At 64.5% G+C, this 16,360-nt stretch carries 12 protein-coding genes and 1 pseudogene; 7 read left to right on the top strand and 6 right to left on the bottom strand.

Features of this window, described 5'->3' with window-relative positions; translation table 11 throughout:
- Window positions 1-11: 11 nt before the first annotated feature.
- Window positions 12-134, top strand: coding sequence for a hypothetical protein (locus J4O76_RS12490; RefSeq protein WP_426282139.1), 123 nt, complete (start codon window positions 12-14; stop codon window positions 132-134).
- A gap of 61 nt (window positions 135-195) precedes the next feature.
- Here the strand turns inward: J4O76_RS12490 and J4O76_RS12485 are convergent, their stop codons facing one another.
- Window positions 196-465, bottom strand: a complete 270-nt coding sequence (locus tag J4O76_RS12485; RefSeq protein ID WP_056058830.1) for a DUF1488 family protein — start codon at window positions 463-465, stop codon at window positions 196-198.
- Between the two features lie 144 nt (window positions 466-609).
- Between J4O76_RS12485 and J4O76_RS12480 the strand changes: the two genes are divergently transcribed.
- Both J4O76_RS12480 and J4O76_RS12475 read left to right on the top strand, forming a co-directional pair.
- Window positions 610-2,745, top strand: a complete 2,136-nt coding sequence (locus J4O76_RS12480; RefSeq protein WP_426282138.1) for a M3 family metallopeptidase — start codon at window positions 610-612, stop codon at window positions 2,743-2,745.
- A 147-nt stretch (window positions 2,746-2,892) separates the two neighbouring features.
- Window positions 2,893-5,301, top strand: a complete 2,409-nt coding sequence (locus J4O76_RS12475; RefSeq protein WP_426282136.1) for a TonB-dependent receptor — start codon at window positions 2,893-2,895, stop codon at window positions 5,299-5,301.
- A gap of 34 nt (window positions 5,302-5,335) precedes the next feature.
- On the opposite strand, the gene J4O76_RS12470 is transcribed toward J4O76_RS12475, so the two are convergent.
- Together J4O76_RS12470 and J4O76_RS12465 are read right to left on the bottom strand one after the other, a co-directional pair.
- Entirely contained in the window at window positions 5,336-5,974 is a 639-nt protein-coding gene (locus J4O76_RS12470; RefSeq protein ID WP_426282135.1) for a glutathione S-transferase, read from the bottom strand.
- A gap of 108 nt (window positions 5,975-6,082) precedes the next feature.
- On the bottom strand, window positions 6,083-8,233 hold the full coding sequence (locus J4O76_RS12465) for a TonB-dependent siderophore receptor (protein ID WP_426282134.1): 2,151 nt from the start codon (window positions 8,231-8,233) through the stop codon (window positions 6,083-6,085).
- Between the two features lie 143 nt (window positions 8,234-8,376).
- On the opposite strand from J4O76_RS12465, the gene J4O76_RS12460 reads away from it, so the two are divergent.
- Entirely contained in the window at window positions 8,377-8,718 is a 342-nt protein-coding gene (locus tag J4O76_RS12460) for a hypothetical protein (RefSeq protein ID WP_056481805.1), read from the top strand.
- Between the two features lie 318 nt (window positions 8,719-9,036).
- Here J4O76_RS12460 and J4O76_RS12455 read toward each other — a convergent pair whose 3' ends face one another.
- Window positions 9,037-10,689, bottom strand: a complete 1,653-nt coding sequence (locus tag J4O76_RS12455; protein WP_426282133.1) for a Na+/H+ antiporter — start codon at window positions 10,687-10,689, stop codon at window positions 9,037-9,039.
- A 75-nt stretch (window positions 10,690-10,764) separates the two neighbouring features.
- Window positions 10,765-11,530 (bottom strand): annotated as a pseudogene (locus J4O76_RS12450) (hypothetical protein); the annotation flags it as partial.
- Between the two features lie 182 nt (window positions 11,531-11,712).
- On the opposite strand from J4O76_RS12450, the gene J4O76_RS12445 reads away from it, so the two are divergent.
- Window positions 11,713-12,720 carry a sugar kinase gene (locus J4O76_RS12445; RefSeq protein ID WP_426282132.1) on the top strand — a complete coding sequence of 336 codons (1,008 nt, stop codon included), beginning with the start codon at window positions 11,713-11,715 and terminating at the stop codon, window positions 12,718-12,720.
- Window positions 12,721-13,038: 318 nt separating this feature from the next.
- Here the strand turns inward: J4O76_RS12445 and J4O76_RS12440 are convergent, their stop codons facing one another.
- Complete coding sequence (locus J4O76_RS12440; RefSeq protein ID WP_426282131.1) at window positions 13,039-14,328, bottom strand: N-succinylarginine dihydrolase; 1,290 nt, start codon at window positions 14,326-14,328, stop codon at window positions 13,039-13,041.
- Between the two features lie 317 nt (window positions 14,329-14,645).
- Between J4O76_RS12440 and J4O76_RS12435 the strand changes: the two genes are divergently transcribed.
- A complete protein-coding gene (locus tag J4O76_RS12435) occupies window positions 14,646-15,632 on the top strand; it encodes a lytic murein transglycosylase (protein WP_426282443.1) in 987 nt (328 codons plus the stop codon).
- Window positions 15,616-16,347 carry a septal ring lytic transglycosylase RlpA family protein gene (locus tag J4O76_RS12430; protein ID WP_426282129.1) on the top strand — a complete coding sequence of 244 codons (732 nt, stop codon included), beginning with the start codon at window positions 15,616-15,618 and terminating at the stop codon, window positions 16,345-16,347. The genes J4O76_RS12435 and J4O76_RS12430 overlap by 17 nt, the downstream gene beginning before the upstream one ends.
- Window positions 16,348-16,360: the final 13 nt, after the last annotated feature.

Here is a 16,360-nt window from a genome sequence, read left to right as displayed (position 1 = left end):
GAGGTCCGACTATGGTGAAGATCGTCATCATCGCCTTCGCGGCGATATGGGGGGCGTCGATGCTGTTCGGCGTGACGCTGTTGGTCGGCAGTCGCTACTCGACCCGTATCCGCCGGTTCGTGACCGGCGACTGAGTGCGTTCGAAAGAGGCGATCGGCGCGCTCGAGACGGCGCCGATCGCCGCTAAAGTGCTGATTATTCGAGATCGTCTTCGTCGACGATGATCGTCGACGCATTGGGCTTGCGCTCGATGGCCGCGAGGCACGCGTCGACGATGTCGTCGTTGAAGCGATTGAACAGCTCGATGCCGTCGTCCTCGGGTTCGTCGCCGCTCAGCTCCTTCAGGACCGCGTACTTGACCGCGAACTCATATTCGTCGCCGTCGAACTCGCCGGAAAATTCGATCTGCTTCTGGATGTCGTTGTCGACGACGCTCGCCTGATCGATTTCGAGGGTATTTGCCATGTCGGAACTCCTGGGGTTTGACCGCCTACTGCCTGCGAGCGGGCGGCAGTGCAAGCGCTCAACCGGGTGGTTTGCTAACCGATTGTAACAAGGGCTGCGGCAGGGCAAGGATAGGGGCATCACTCCTGCCATTGTGAGTCGTCAATGTCGCGTTCCAGCCTGCTTCGTTCCGCCGCCATCCTCTGCTGCATCGCCAGCGCCGCCTCTGCGCAAACCCCCGCCAAATCGTCGCGCGTCAATCCGCTGACCGTCCCCAGCACGCTGCCGTTCCAGGCGCCGCGCTTCGACCAGATCACCGACGCCGATTACCAGCCCGCGCTGGAACAGGGCATGGCGGAACAGATCGCCGAGATGAAGGCGATCGCGAATAACGCCGCGGCACCGACCTTCGCCAACACGATCGAGGCGATGGAGCGCTCGGGCCGGACGCTCGACCGCGCGAGCCAGGCGTTCTTCGGCGTGTCGCAGGCGAACACCAACGATGCGCTCGACGCGGTACGGTCCGCCGAGGCACCCAAGCTCGCGCAGCACAGTGACGCGATCTATCTTGATCCGAAGCTCTTCGCGCGCGTCCAGGCGCTCTACGCAAAGAAGGACTCGCTAGGTCTCGATGCCGAGCAGAAGCAGGTCCTCGAGATCTATCACAGTGACTTCCTCCACGCCGGCGCGCAGCTGAACGATGCCGACAAGGCCAAGCTGCGCCTGCTCAACACGCAGATCTCGACCGCGACGACCGATTTCCAGCAGAAGCTGCTCGCCGGCACCAAGGCTGGCGCGCTGGTGGTCGACGACAAGGCCAAGCTCGCGGGCCTCAGCGACGCTGAGATCGCAGCCGCTGCCGAGGGCGCGAAGGAGCGCGGCATGCCCGGCAAGTACGTGTTGTCGCTCCAGAACACGACGCAGCAACCGGCGCTCGCCTCGCTCTCCGATCGCGCAACCCGCGCGGCGCTGTTCGAGAAGAGCTGGAACCGGTCGCAGCGCGGCGATGCGAACGATACGCGCGCGCTGATCCAGAAGATCGCGCAGTTGCGCGCGCAGAAGGCGCAGCTGCTCGGTTATCCGAACTACGCCGCCTATTCGTTGTACGACCAGATGGCGAAGACCCCGGCGGCTGCGAAGGGCTTCATGACGCAGCTCGTCCCCGCGACCGCAGCCGAGCAGCGTCGCGAAGCGGCCGAGTTGCAGAAGACCATAAACGCGACCGGCGCCGCGTTCCCGCTCGCACCGTCCGACTGGGATTTCTATTCGGACAAGGTGCGCAAGGCCAAGTACGACCTCGACCAGAACGAGCTGAAGCCGTATTTCGAGATCAGCCGCGTACTGACCGACGGCGTGTTCTTCGCCGCGAACCAGCTCTACGGCGTCACCTTCAAAGAACGCCGCGATATCCCGACCTACCAGCCGGACATCCGCGTCTTCACCGTCTACGACAAGGACGGCTCTGAACTCGGCCTGATGTATTTCGATTACTGGAAGCGCGACAACAAGGCGGGCGGCGCCTGGATGTCCAACTTCGTCGGCCGGTCGAAGCTGCTGAAGACCAAGCCGGTCGTCTATAACGTCGGCAACTTCACCAAGCCCGCGCCGGGCCAGCCCGCGCTGATCACGTTCGACGACGTCACGACGATGTTCCACGAGTTCGGCCATGCGCTGCACGGGCTGTTCGCGAACCAGACCTATCCGCTGGTCTCGGGCACCAACACCGCGCGCGACTGGGTCGAGTTCCCGTCGCAGTTCAACGAGCATTGGGCGCTCGATCCCAAGGTATTCGCGAACTATGCCAAGGATTATCGCACCGGGGCGGTGATGCCGCAGGCGCTCGTCACGAAGATCAAGAACGCGGCGAAGTTCAACCAGGGTTATGAACTGGGCGAGCTGGTAGCGGCGGCGACGCTCGACCAGGACTGGCATTCGCTGCCGGCGTCGGCCGGGCCGCAGGATGTCGATGCGTTCGAGACCAAGGCGCTGAACTCGATGGGCCTCGACACGAAGGACGTGCCGCCGCGCTATCGCACCAGCTATTTCGCGCACATCTGGGCGGGTGGCTATGCGGCGGGCTATTACGCGTACCTCTGGACGCAGATGCTCGATAACGATGCGTATGCGTGGTTCATGGCGCATGGCGGGCTGACGCGCGCGAACGGCCAGCGCTTCCGCGACATGATCCTGTCGAAGGGGCATACCGAGGATTACGGTCCGATGTTCAAGGCGTTCTATGGCAAGGACCCCGATATCGGCCCGATGCTCGAAGACCGCGGCCTGACGGCGACCGCGAAGTGATGCGGCGGTGCAGCGGCCTTTTGGACCGCTGCACCGCACCATATTAAATCTGTAGCGTAACGGTCATCCGACTGTCTCGTCGTGCCAATAGGCGCAGCCCCGGGAGTGACGATCGATCGATCTCGCTAGGGGTTTTCAGGAATGACGATGTTTTCTCGTACGGCCGCGCGGCTGTTGTGCGGCGCTATCGGTTTTGTCGTGGTCGGCGTGCCAGTCACCGCAACGGCGCAGTCGCTGGTTGCCAAGGACGCGGGGCCAGGCTCGCCCGCACCAGTGGCCGACCCCGCGGATTCGGTAACCCCGCCCGCCGGCCAGGATGACACGATCGTCGTTACCGGCGCCAACACGCGATCGGTAACGCAGGTCAGCGGCGTCGACATGCAGAAGATCCTTCCCGGCGTCAGCCCGTTGAAGGCGCTGCAAACGCTCCCCGGCGTTACCTTCCTCACCGCCGATCCCTGGGGCAATAACGAGCAGAACATCTCGCTGTTCGTCCACGGCTTCAACGCGCAGCAACTCGGCTACACGCTCGACGGTCTACCGCTGGGCGATCAGAATTACGGCAATTACAACGGCCTGTCGCCGCAACGTGCGATCATCTCGGAGAACGTATCGCGCGTGACGCTGGCCAGCGGCGCGGGCGATCTCGGTACCGCGTCGACCAGCAACCTCGGCGGTACGATCGATACCTTCTCTAGCGACCCCAAAAAGGACATGGGCGTCCAGGTCGACCAGACGCTGGGCAGCCATTCGACCTCGCGACTGTTCGCGCGGATCGACAGCGGTGATCTTGGCAATGGCAACGCGTTCTACATCTCGGGCTCGCGGCAGAAGGCCAAGGCGTGGGATTTCAACGGTATCCAGGGCGGCTATCAGGCTAATGCCAAGTTCGTCCACGAGGACTCGAACGGCAAGCTGACGCTATATGGCGCGTTCTCGGACAAGACCGAGCCGAACGAGGATTCGACCGTCATCACGACGGCCACGCAAGCGACCGCGCCGTATGTTCGCCCGTTCGTCTATCCCAATTTCAACGAGATGCTGACCTATCTCAACTCCGGCGCGTACAAGGCGGATGGGTCGAACTACCGCAATTACTACGGCGTCGCGGCGCGCACCGACTATCTCGGCTACGTCAAATACGAGTGGAACGTCAGCGACAAGGTCACCTTCTCGAACCAGGCCTATTATCATCACAACGACGGCGTCGGCGTCATCGGCGGTCCGATCGACGTCGCCGGCCTACCTAAGCTGTTCTCGTTCTATTATCCCGGTCAGAACCTCACCCAGGTGTTCGGCGGCTCGGGCCTTGCGACGCGCACGACGGAATACCGGATCGACCGCGGCGGCCTCGTCTCCACCCTCGCACTGGATCTCGGCGCGCATCACGTCGAGTTCGGCGCCTGGTACGAGCATCAGAGCTCGTCCGCCTATCGCCGCTGGTATCCGTTCCCGGTCAACGATCCGAGCACGCCGTACCAGCGTCCGCGCGAGGAACTGACCCCGCTGATCACGCAATATCACAGCGAAGTCCGCGTCGACGAATACCAGGCGCATATCCAGGACAGCTGGAAAGTCCTGCCGGGCTTGACGATCCAGGGCGGCGTGAAGAGCACGTTCCAGAACGCGTCGCAGCGCGTGCCGACGCAGCCGATCCCGGGCTCGTTCACCGGCTCGGTCGCGCTGCCGGTGGGCAAGATCGACACGCACAAATACTTTCTGCCACAGCTTGGCGCGCTGTGGGATGCGACCGACAACGAACAGGTGTTCGTCAACGTCCAGAAGAACATTCGTCAGTTCCAGACGAGCGCGGCGGCGGGCTTGTCACCGTTCGCCCTCGGCAGCCAGGCGGCGTTCGACCTGTTCAAGCAGGACGTCGAGCCAGAGACGAGCTGGACCTACGAGGCGGGGCTGCGTTCGCATCATGCGCTGAACCTCGGCCCGCTGACCGGCTTCGATGGCCAGATCAGCGTCTATCACGTCGACTTTAGCAACCGTCTGCTCGGGATCAGCCCGACGCCGGTAGTGACCGCAGTCGTCAGCGGCGCGGCGATCCTGCAGAATGTCGGTGCGGTGAAGACCGACGGGTTCGACGTCGCCGGTACGTTCCGGTTCGGCTCGCACTTCTCGTTCTACGATGCGCTGTCGTACAACAACTCGCGCTACGAGGAGAACTACATCAGCGGGACGAGCACGGTTGCGACCGCGGGCAAGAAGGTGCCGGGCAGCCCCGACTGGCTCAACAAGTTCACCGCCTCGGCCAATTACGGCATCTTCGACGCGCAACTCGTCGGCGACTATATCGGCAAGCGGTTCGCGACCTACACCAACGACCTGTTGGTGCCGTCCTACTTCACGCTGTCCGGCCGCATTGCCGCGCGCGTACCGCTGTCGGAAGGGGAGATCGTCAAGACGGCGACGGTCAGCCTCAACGTCACCAACATCACGAACAAGCGCGCCGCCTCGACGCTCAGCATTGGCGCGGCGAGTGGGACGTTCAACCAGTTCCCGGTCGCACCCCGCCAGGTGTTCGGGACGATCAGCGTCGGCTTCTGACGCGGGAAGGGGGCCTCGGTCTTGCCGGGGCCTCCTACTGTGCGTCCGTCGTTGTCGGGAATATGATCGGTGGATTGCCCGGTTGCCAAGGCGCCGGGCGTATCATGACCCGAGCGAACAACGCCGACGCGAGGTGCATCGCCAGCCATGCATGCAGTCGCTCGAACGGCAGACCGTCGAAATAGGAACGATCCGTCTGCGCGAACTGGCGGACGAACGGCATGATCGCGAGATCGGTCATCGACTGCGGGCTGGTGCCGAGACTGCCGCTAGCACGCAGCCTCTCGCCTAGATCGCCGAGCAGCACGGTAGCCGCATCGCGGTGCTCGATCGGATCGACGTCGTAGCGATCGGCATATTTGTAGCGGTCGAGATGGTGTTTGAAGGCGCCGTCGTTCGTCGCGATCAATCCAGCGTCGTTATCGGTTGGCCACTCGGCGTCGGGCGTACGCGCGCAGGCCCAGCGCATGATGTCGAGGCTCTGGGCGATCACCGTCCCGTCGGGCAGCACGAGCACCGGCACGGTTCCCTTGGGCGACGCGTCGAGCATCGCCGCCGGCTTGTCCCGCAAGACGATCTCACGCAGTTCGACCTCACGATCGTTCGCCGCGATCGCGAGACGCGCGCGCATCGCGTAGGGGCACCGACGGAAGCTGTAGAGGATCGGCATCATCGGACCTGCATAACCCGAGCGGGCGTCCAAGTCGCCTGATCCCGAAAACAGTCGGCGCTACTGCGATCCATACCGCGGAGCGGCATCGATCGCGGCAAGGCCGTCAACTCAGAAACGATAGCCGATCGTCGCCTGCACGGTCCGGCGGTTGCCGTACCAGCACCAGTTATAGTTGGCGAAGCACGACGTCAGATACTTCTTGTCGAAGATGTTGGCACCGTTGACGGCGAGGCTAAGCCCGCGCAGCGATGGGGCGAATTTCTCCAGGTCGTAGCGGATCAGCGCGTCATAAACCGTATAGGACGGGCTGTTGCGGCCCGCGGTCTCGCCCGGCGTTACGCCTGCATAGACCTGGTCAACGTGACGCACCGCGCCGCCGATCGTCAGCCCTTCCAAGGCACTGACGGGCGGTGCCCAATCGAGGCCTAGCGACGCACCGCCGCGCCCAACGGTTTCGAGCCCACGTCCGACGCGCGTTGGATCGTTCACATCCTGCGTCACCTTGACGCGCTGACGGCTATAGGCGGCTCGGGCTTTGAAGCCGTACGGCAGCGGCGCGCTACCCTCGAATTCCACGCCCTGCGAGCGGACCTTGCCGGTCTGCGTCGAGACCGAGAACGTCGGCGTTGAGGTCAGCACGTTGGTCTGGTCGATGCGGAACCACGCTCCCGAGAGCAGTATCTGCGTGCCCGGAATCGTGAACTTCGCGCCGGCCTCGAACTGCTTACCAAGCGACGGATCGGCGATGCCGAACGATCCATCGGGACGGAGCACGGTGCCGGCCTGCTGTTCGAACGACGTCGAATAGCTCGCATACGGCGCGAGTCCGAATGGCAGCGTGTAGAGCGCCGCTGCACGGTAGGTGAACTTCTCGTCGTGCTTCGCGGCACCGCCGATCTGTTGCGCGCGCGCCCAGTCCTGACGGCCGCTGAGCACGACGCGAAGCGCGCCGAGCGCCATCTGGTCCTGCGCGTAAAGACCCTGCTGGCGCTGGCGGATCACGGTATAGCCGCCGAACGGGTCCGGCACTGCCGCGACGCTTTGTGGCGGAATGACAGTCCCATAAACTGGGGCGAACCCGTTTAGCGATGGCGCCGAACCGAACGCGAAATCCTCGATCGAATGCGCAACCTGGCGATCCACGCCGAACAGGAGCGTGTGCTTGATCGGGCCGGTCTGGACGGTGCCGGAGAGCTGGTTGTCGAACGTCCAGTTATTGAGCTGCTCGCGGGTCGCGTAGGATGCACGGCTGAAAGTCTGCTGCGTCGGGTCGGTCGTGTCGAGCCCGCCTGCGGTATAGATCAGCCCGAGCGCCGACTTCACATACTGATAGCGACCCGACGAGCGGAATGCCCATCCGCCGCCGAAATCGTGACGGAAGATGTAGGTAAGCGCAGCCTGCTCACGGCTGAAGCGGTTGCCGGCCTCGCCGCCGTCGAAGCTGGTCGGCAACTTGCCGTTGGGGTTGGCAAGCAACGTGCCGCTGGCGGGAAACACGCCGTAGTCGCCGTTGTATGGATCATGCGAGTAGGCGCCGAGCAGCGTGAAGCTGGTCGAGCTGCCCGCACCCGCCGTTACTGCGCCCGAGATCGTCTGGCGCTCGCGCTTGCCGAACTTCTGCTGCGTGTCGGCACCGTTCGCGCTGCCGTTGATCCGCCAGAGGACGCCTTCGCCCGCTCGGCCACCGATATCGGCATCGATGCGGTAGAGATCGTAGTTGCCGTAGGTGCCGCTGATCGCCCCGTAAAGCGCCTGGTCGAGCGGGAGCTTGCTCGATTCGGCGACCAGGCCACCGGGGCTCGACTGGCCGTACAATACCGATGCGGGGCCCTTGATGACTTCGATCCGGTCGAGCCGGGAGACGTCGACCTGTGGCACCGCATAGCCCGACGGGCTGCCGAACTGCTTCAGGCCATCGAGATAGACCGGGGCATCGAAGCCGCGTAGCTTGAACTGATCATAGACCTCGCCGCTCGACCCGCGCGTTTCGGGGGTCACGCCAGCAACGAACCGGAGCGCCTGGTTGAGGTTCTGCAAACTGCGTCCGGCAATATCGTCGGCGGTGATGACGGTGATCGACTGCGGCGTCTCGGCGAGCGGCGTATCGGTCTTGGTCCCGGAGGACGCCTGGTCTCGCGGATGCTGTCCGGTAACGACGATCACGTCCGAGGCGTCTTCGTGCAAAGTCTGCGCATAGCCCGGCGCGGCGGCGAAAGCCGCGGAGCCCAGCAGGATGGCGATGCCAAGACGACGTGTCATATGATTCCCTTTACGTTATCGCGCCCCGCTAATGTTTTTGATAACTATTATCAATAGCCGCGTTCCGACCGAGCCACATAGCGCTTGCCTCTGCGGCAATATGGCAACACCAGCCACGGAACGTAACGTGATGGACGACAGACATGAGCGGCAAGATACTAGCGGTCGAGATTGCGACGGCGGGGGACGCATCCTGGTTCGAGAAGCATCCCGATCGCCGGCTACGGATCCGCAACATGGTGATGGGCGAGTTCGGCGACGTGAGCGGCGAGCCTCCGGTCGGCATGGCGTGGCGAACGATCGTCCTGGAAGCGCAGCCTGGCGCCCGTAGCCGCCAAGCGATCGCACTCCCGATCGGCACGGATGTCGAGTCGTTCGATGACGACGATCTCTTCGATCTATTCCGGCGCGTAGCTCCGCCCGGCGCGCGGAAAATGATCGCAGCATTGCGCCAGGTTAAGTTGCCCGGCACGCCCGAAACCTAACTCCGTCTCGCGCGGTTTAGCACCATGCTTATTGGAACAAATATCGGGCAAAGCGAGGCTTTCCCGTGGTGGACTGCGCTTCTAACTTCGCCGCCGCCTGCTAGCTTGAGTGACAGTGACGCGCTGCCGAAGGGCGCTGCGTCCTCGGTGCCCTGCCCGGATACGAGAGTGTCGCACGGACGGGCGGGGCACCTCGTTCATTTCTAATTCACCTTCGAACGGCATATCGCGAAGTAGAGGCATCGCCCAAGTAACGCGTACCTTCAGCGCCCCGTCGGTTTCAGTCACACGGACGGACGGGGCGCTATTTCGCTCCGGTTAAGCCAAGCCCTGCCGCGACAACCGCGCATCGATCAGGTCGAGCTCGCGCCCGAGTTGCTCCGCTAGTTCGACGCCAATCTCCCGGCGTCGTGCAAGGTCGAAGATCGCGTTGCGCTCAGCCCGCACCGCCGCAAGCCGCATGTCGCGTTCGATCTTGACGTCGCCCTGCCGCGCGCGGTCCTCCGGCCGTGACGACAGGCTATCGATGCGTTCGCGGTACTGGTCCATCAAGCGCGCCGCGACATCGGTGAAACGATCGGGATCGTCACGCCCCTCGGCCATCCGATGTTGAACACGGTCGAGTTCGGCGATCGCGGCGTTGGCAGCGACCAGCCGAGCCTGATCGCGCGCGGCACCGATGCCGGTTTCGGGCGGCAGGCTGAGGCCCCGCAGCAGCAACGGCAGCGCTACTGCGGCAATGACCAGCGACGACAGGATGACGCCCGACGCAAGGAAGATAACGAGATCGCGCGCCGGGAAGGGCGTACCGTCGGCGAGGCTCAACGGCAGCGTAAGCGCGCCTGCCAAGGTGATGGCACCACGCGCGCCGGCGCACGACATCGCCGCGATGATGCGCCGTGGTGGGCTTTCGCCCGCGGTCGTATCGTTGCGCCGCCGTGCTCGAAGAAGCGTGAACTGGAGCGAAACCCAGACCCAGCCGTAGCGAAGGATCGCCAACCCGGCGACGACGGCAATGACATAGACGGCCAACCAACACGGGCTGACGTGCCCGGTCGACGTCACGGTGTCGCGGGCGCGAACGAACACCTCGGGCAGTTGCTCGCCGAGCAGCACGAAGATCACGCCGTTCAGGGTGAACTGCAGCATGTCCCACACCGCGCGCCTGCGGATGCGCGTTCCGGCGGCGACCGCGGTGGTCGCGTCGGCAAAGGTCATCGCGATACCAGCCGCAGCGGCAGCGAGAACGCCAGACGCGTGGATATGTTCGGCCAGTAAATAGGCGGCGAACGGGATCAGCAGGCTGACGAGGATATTCGATCCGGCCTCGTCGCCGAACCGTCGTGCGAAGGCGCTCTTCGTCGCGACGATGCCGAGCGCAACGCCGACGCCGATCGCGACGCCCGCAATCGCCATCCACGCGAACGTCGCGGCGGCATCGGCGAACGAGAAGGTGCCGGTCAGTACGGCGGCGATCGCAAAGCGGACGCAGACCAGACCGGACGCGTCGTTCAACAACGCCTCGCCCTCAAGGATATGCATCATCCGCTTCGGAATCGGCGCGTTCTGGGCGACCGCGGAGACGGCGATAGGATCGGTCGGCGACACTACCGCTGCGAGCGCGAACGCGACGCCGAGCGGCATCGCCGGGATCAGCCAGTGCACGAACAAGCCCATGCCCAGCACGGTAAGGAAGACGAGCCCCAGTGCGAGTCCCAACACCGCTCCGCGATCGCGAAAGAGTTCGTCCTTGGGAATGCGCCAGCCATCGAGGAATAGGAGCGGCGGCACGAGCAACAGGAAGAAGAGTTCGGGATCGAGTTCGACCCGGACATGCGCAACCATGCCGATGAGTGCGCCGAGCGCGATCTGCACCAGCGGACGCGGCAGCGCCGACGGCAGCATGCGCGACGCGATGCCGCTGACCACGACGGCAAGCAACAGAAACAGGCACAAGGTCACAATCTGCAAACCGGACTCCCCAAGGTTTTGGACGCGCGGCAGGCACGCAGGCGCGCGATCAACAGGACCGGCAGGTATTCTCGATCAGATAGCAGAGAATCGGAAATTTCGGAAGCGTGCGCTACCTTTCCCCACAGCGTCTACGCCGTCCGCAGCACCACGCAGCCGCCGCGGACGTCGTGGTGGTAACCCGACACTTCCATCCCGCGATCGAACCGATGCCAGGTTCGGCCGCCGTCGCCGCTCATGGCGTACGTCACGATGTGGCGATTGTTGGTCACGTGGATCTGCATCGAACGACCATGCGGGTTGGCGGGGCGGCCGCGCTGGGCGCCATATTGATGCGTGACGAAACGATCGCCGTCGAGGCCAAGACCGCAATAAAGCTTGTCGTCGTAGAACAGGAGGAGCCCAGCAGTGGTGCCGGGAGTCGCATTCGAAACGGTACCGCGTATCCCCGGCGATCAGCACAGCGGAGATGAGTTCACAGGCACGGAGCCGTTAGCGGCGAGGGTCAGCGTGTTGCCGGAGATCGATGCGCGCTTTGCCTCGTTTGGACGTGGGCGAAAAAACTCCATCTCGTGCCAAGCGCGAGCTTCTCAAAATTGTCGGATTCGCTTGGCCGTGCGAGACTGCGGCGCCACCCTTTGGCTTGGTGAGCGGCATCCAGAGCTCGCCGCCCTTCATGCTGAACTAGCCGTCGGCGGTCCATTCGGGGCGCTCGGATGAGAAGCCGTCGACGATCCAGTCTTCTGGGTAGCCCAAGGATCATAGACTTTTCGACAGAGCCGACCGTCGAAAGGCCGTCGGCTGCAAGGCGGATACGATCGACGCCCGGGAGGAAGAGCCACATCCTCGCCATCGATGGCGGCTGGCTCGCTCGGTGACGTTCGTCCCGGCACGGAAGCGGGGGCCAGTCTCACGCTAACGGGAAGGGGCTTCCGCTGGCGTATCCATCGTGGCACGCACGCTCCACCACGACCAAGCAAAGGCCTTCCTCCCTTTGCTGGGCGGATCAGACGAAGGGGTAATATGACGAAATTCCTGGCGTTCGGCGAGATCATGTTACGGCTTTCCCCGCCGGGTCGCGAGTTGCTGTTGCAGACCCCGAAGCTCGACGTTTGGGTCGCAGGCGCCGAGGCGAACGTCGTAACGCAGCTTGCACGGCTCGGCCACGACGTCGGGATGGCAACGATGGTCCCCGACAACGATCTCGGCCGCGCGGCGATAACGACGTTGCGTGGACACGGTGTCGACACGTCGACGATCACCCTGGGCGGCGACCGGATGGGGCTGTATTTCGTGACGTCGGGCGCAGGCCTTCGCGCCACCGAAGTCATCTACGACCGGGCCTGGTCGTCGTTCGCGGAGGCACCTGCTGACACCTGGGACTGGACTTCGCTGCTCGACGGCGTCGATCGGCTGCATCTGTCCGGCATCACCCCGGCGCTCGGCCCGGTCCCGGCGGAGGCTGCGCTGGCCGCGGTTCGTGCCGCGACCGAACGCGGAATTGCGGTCTCGTTCGACGGCAATTGGCGCGGCAAGCTGTGGGAACGGTGGGACTCGAACCCGCGCGCGATCCTGACGCAACTCGTCGAGCATGCGGACCTGATGTTCGGCAATCACCGCGACATCGCCCTGCTGCTCGATCGCGACTTCTCCGGCGAGGCCGAGGATCGCCGGCGCGAGGCGACGGAGGCGGCGTTCGCCGCGTTTCCTCGCTTGCAGATGATCGCGTCGACCGCGCGTCATGTCGAACACGTCGACCTCCACCGCCTTTCCGCGAGGATCGATACGCGCGACGCTAGCGTTCAGACCGACGAGGTCGTGCTGGCCGGTATCGTCGATCGGATCGGCGGCGGCGACGCGTTCGCGGCGGGTATCCTGCATGGCCTGCGGTCGGGCAAGGACTTCGCCGAAACCGCGCGCATCGGCTTGGCGCTCGCGGCGCTGAAACATTCGTTGCCGGGCGATGCGAGCCTGTTCCGCCAAGCGGATATCGACGCATACCTGGCCGGCGGCCTCGATGTCCGGCGATGATGGCTGAACGCTTGGGGCGGCGATAGGCGCTAATTCGTCCAATGGCGCTGGGGCGAATGCGTCGTGCTCGGTGCGTTGCCGAACGCGCCGCGCACCGCAGCGCTCTACGGCCTGTCGAAGCGCGCGTATAACGGCACGCTCTATTACGAGGACAAGACGTTCAGCGCGCGCGGATCCGTCGGCTATCGCAGTCCGTACAACGACGGCAGTTCGGCGACGGGCAACCTGTTCGAGGGGTATGATTCGACCCTGAACGTCGGTGTAGTCTGGATCCGAAAGCGACCCGGTGGCGCACTCGTGGCGAGAGTGCGCCACCGATCAGATCTCGTCAGGGCTGAAACCGAGCGCTGTGGTCAAGGCCGAGCGGGCACGGAGACACTGCTCCCAAAGATGTGGATTACCCAGATCATCGGGCGCAATCGCTTCGGGCCATTCGCGCGCAATGACGGCCTCGATCCGGTCACAGGCCGCACCATCGAGCAGGAAGCGGCGATCGATCGCCGCAAACGCTTCCGCATCGACCTGAACGCGAAGCCGGAGACACGCGGGACCGCCGCCGTTGCGCATCGATTCGCGGACGTCGACGATCTGCAGTCGGGTGATCGGCCCCCCGGCTGCGATCAATTCCGACAGCCAAGTCCAGACGTCGGCATGCTCACGTGCTTCGGCCGGCAGGACAAGGGTCATTCCCCCATCCGGCATCGTGACCAGCTGGGAATTGAACAGATATGTCCGGATCGCCGTGTCGAGGCTCACGCGATCTGCCGGAACCTCGACGACCACCGCGTCGGGGACGAGCGCCGCCACCGCATCGTACAGCGCGCGAGGATCGGCGAACGCCTGCTCATGTGCGAACAGGACGTGACCGTTAGCCACCGCAACCACGTCATTATGGAAAGCACCCGCCGCGATCGCCGCCGCGCTTTGCCGAACCATCAGCGTATGGCCGGGATCGAGGCCGTGGCGGCGTGCGACCGCCTCGCTCGCGCTGCGGTGCTGACGCGAGGGGAAGCCACCCGCCTGACCCTCGCCATAGACGAACATCTCTACCGCAGCGCCGCCTGCGGGCGAGACCAGCCGCATGAAGTTGGCTGCGCCTTCATCCCCGAATGCGGCGGGCAGGGGGGGATGCACCCGGAAATACCGCGCGTCCGAAAACGCGAGGCGGAGTTGTCGTTCGGTCTGCACCGCCTCGATCGCGCGGTGCGGCATCGTCGACAGGTTCGCGACCGAGATATGGCAAAGGCCGTCACGGGTGTCGGTCGCCGGGGAAACCGTGCCCGCATTCGCGGTCCACATCGAAGACGCCGACATCGCGTTGGCAACGAGCGCTCTGTCGGCAGCCCACGCGGACGCCAGGACTTCCGCATCGGATCCCGCGAAACCTAGCGTCCTCAACCAATCGACTTGGGGCCTGACGTGCGGCAGGAAGATGCCTTGCTTCAGCCCCATGGCTATCAGCCGACGCATCTTGCCCATGCCCTGAAGCGCGGCAAGACGCGGGGCGGACACCGCACCGGCGTTGGCGGACGACGCACGGTTGCCGATCGAGAGCCCCGCATAATTATGCGTCGGACCGACGATTCCATCGAAATTGACTTCGATCACGGCATTACTCCTCGTCCCGTCGGTCTCGGTGTTTGCCACCGCCGTCCCGCGAATGGCAGGCCGATAGCCGGAATTGCCGACAGGGTAAAAGGTGCCGTGCCCGATGAAGGATAGCTATTAGGCGGTGCCAGCGGTCTCGAGCGACGGGGCGGGGTCGTGCGATACGCTTCCGCTCCGCGCGATCAAGCGCCTGTGCGTGGCAACCGTGCGACGGTGCGAGGTTCCGATCCGCTGGTGTCTGTGGCACATCCTTCGGCATGGGTGGGGTAACACGAGCAGCGACTTGGCTGCGCAACGGCGCTTTCGGTGCGATCGCAATGCTGTCCGTCGGCGGACCGGCGGTCGCGCAGGACGACGCAGGGTTTCAGTCGTACATGCGCGAACTGCGTCAGCAGGCGCTGGCCGATGGTGTCAGCGCGCGTACGGCGGATGCGGTCTTTCCGACGCTGACGCTCAACCCCCGCGTGATCGAACTCGACCGAGCACAGCCGGGCGCGACGAACTCCAGCGCGATACCCGCCTTCGCGCCGTATCGAACCCAGCATGTCGACGCGGCGAGGATCGCTCGCGGTCGCCAGACCTATCAGGCGCAACGCTATCGACTGCAGCGGATCGAGCAGCAGACCGGTGTTCCCGAATCGGTCATGGTCGCGATCTGGGGCCATGAGACGAACTACGGCAGCTATACGGGCGACTTCGATCTCCTGCGATCGCTCGCGAGCCTCGCCTATGAAGGCCGTCGGAGGTCGCTGTTCGCGGGCGAGTTCATTGCTGGATTGAAGATGCTCGATCGCGGCGTGACGCGGTCGCAATTGAAGGGAAGCTGGGCAGGGGCCATGGGCAACCCGCAGTTCCTGCCGTCCATCTACCTGCGGATCGCGCGAGACGGCGATGGCGACGGCCGTGCGGATATATGGAACAGCCCCGCCGACACGCTCGCGTCGATCGGCAACTATTTCGTCGACGCCGGCTGGCGCGCTGGTCAGCCCTGGGGGGTCGCGGTCAACGTGCCCGCCGGGTTCGATCGATCGCAGGTCCGCAACCGCCTCGTCTCGCCGCGCTGCCCGCGCGTGTTCGAACGGCATAGCGGCTGGCGGACCATCGCCGAGTGGCGCACCCTGGGGGTCAGCCCGCAGAGCGGTCGGTCGCTGGACGGTTCGGTGATGGCGACGTTGCTCGAACCGGATGGCCCAGGGGCGACGGCGTATCTGTTGACCAGCAACTACCGCGTGATCCTCGATTACAATTGCTCGAATTTCTATGCGCTGTCGGTCGGATTGCTGGCCGATGCGGTCGAGCGCTAGGGCCCTGAGCCTGGCGTTCGCGCTCGCCGCCTGTGGTCACGCGCGCGAAAGCGGTGGCGCGATCCTGTCGGCTGGCGGCGGACTGTACGGCAGCTATCAGGATACCGGCACGGCAAGCTTGTACGGCGACGAATTGTCGGGCAACCGCACGGCATCGGGCGAAGCGTTCGATCCGGATGCGATGACCGCGGCGCATCGCACGCTGCCGCTCGGGTCTTTCGTCGAAGTCACCTCGATCGAGACCGGCCGGTCGATCTTGGTCCGCATCAACGATCGCGGTCCCGGTCGTCGTGATCGGATGATCGACCTGTCCCGTGCCGCGGCGCACATGCTCGGCACCGACCGCCATCAGGTCGCAACAGTCCGTATCCGTGCGATCGTGCCGTCCATTCGGGATGCCTCACTGCTTCGTGCGGGTAAGGCGGTCGCCCTGCAACCCGCCGCCTATACCCGCGCGATGAGCATCCACACCCTGCCGTCTCGTGCACCGGTGACGCTGGTACCCGGCCGTCGGTATCGGCTGCAGGTCGCGACCTTCTCGAACGAAGCGCGCGCGACCGCATTGGCCAAACGCCTCGATGCCGACGTGGTCGAAGGCGGTGGCCTGTACCGCGTCCGCATCGGCCCGTTCAAAGATGCTATCAGCCTGCAACGCGCGCGTGACGCGGTCGCCGAGCGCGGCTATGGCGATGCCCAGGTCCTGCCCACGGATTGAGTTCCCTTTTGCT

Origin of the sequence: Sphingomonas sp. NFX23 (assembly GCF_049887795.1) — a bacterium.
In the GTDB taxonomy this organism is placed as follows: domain Bacteria; phylum Pseudomonadota; class Alphaproteobacteria; order Sphingomonadales; family Sphingomonadaceae; genus Sphingomonas.
The sequence above is the reverse complement of the archived record's forward strand: the minus strand, read 5'-3'. Positions and strand labels throughout refer to the sequence as shown.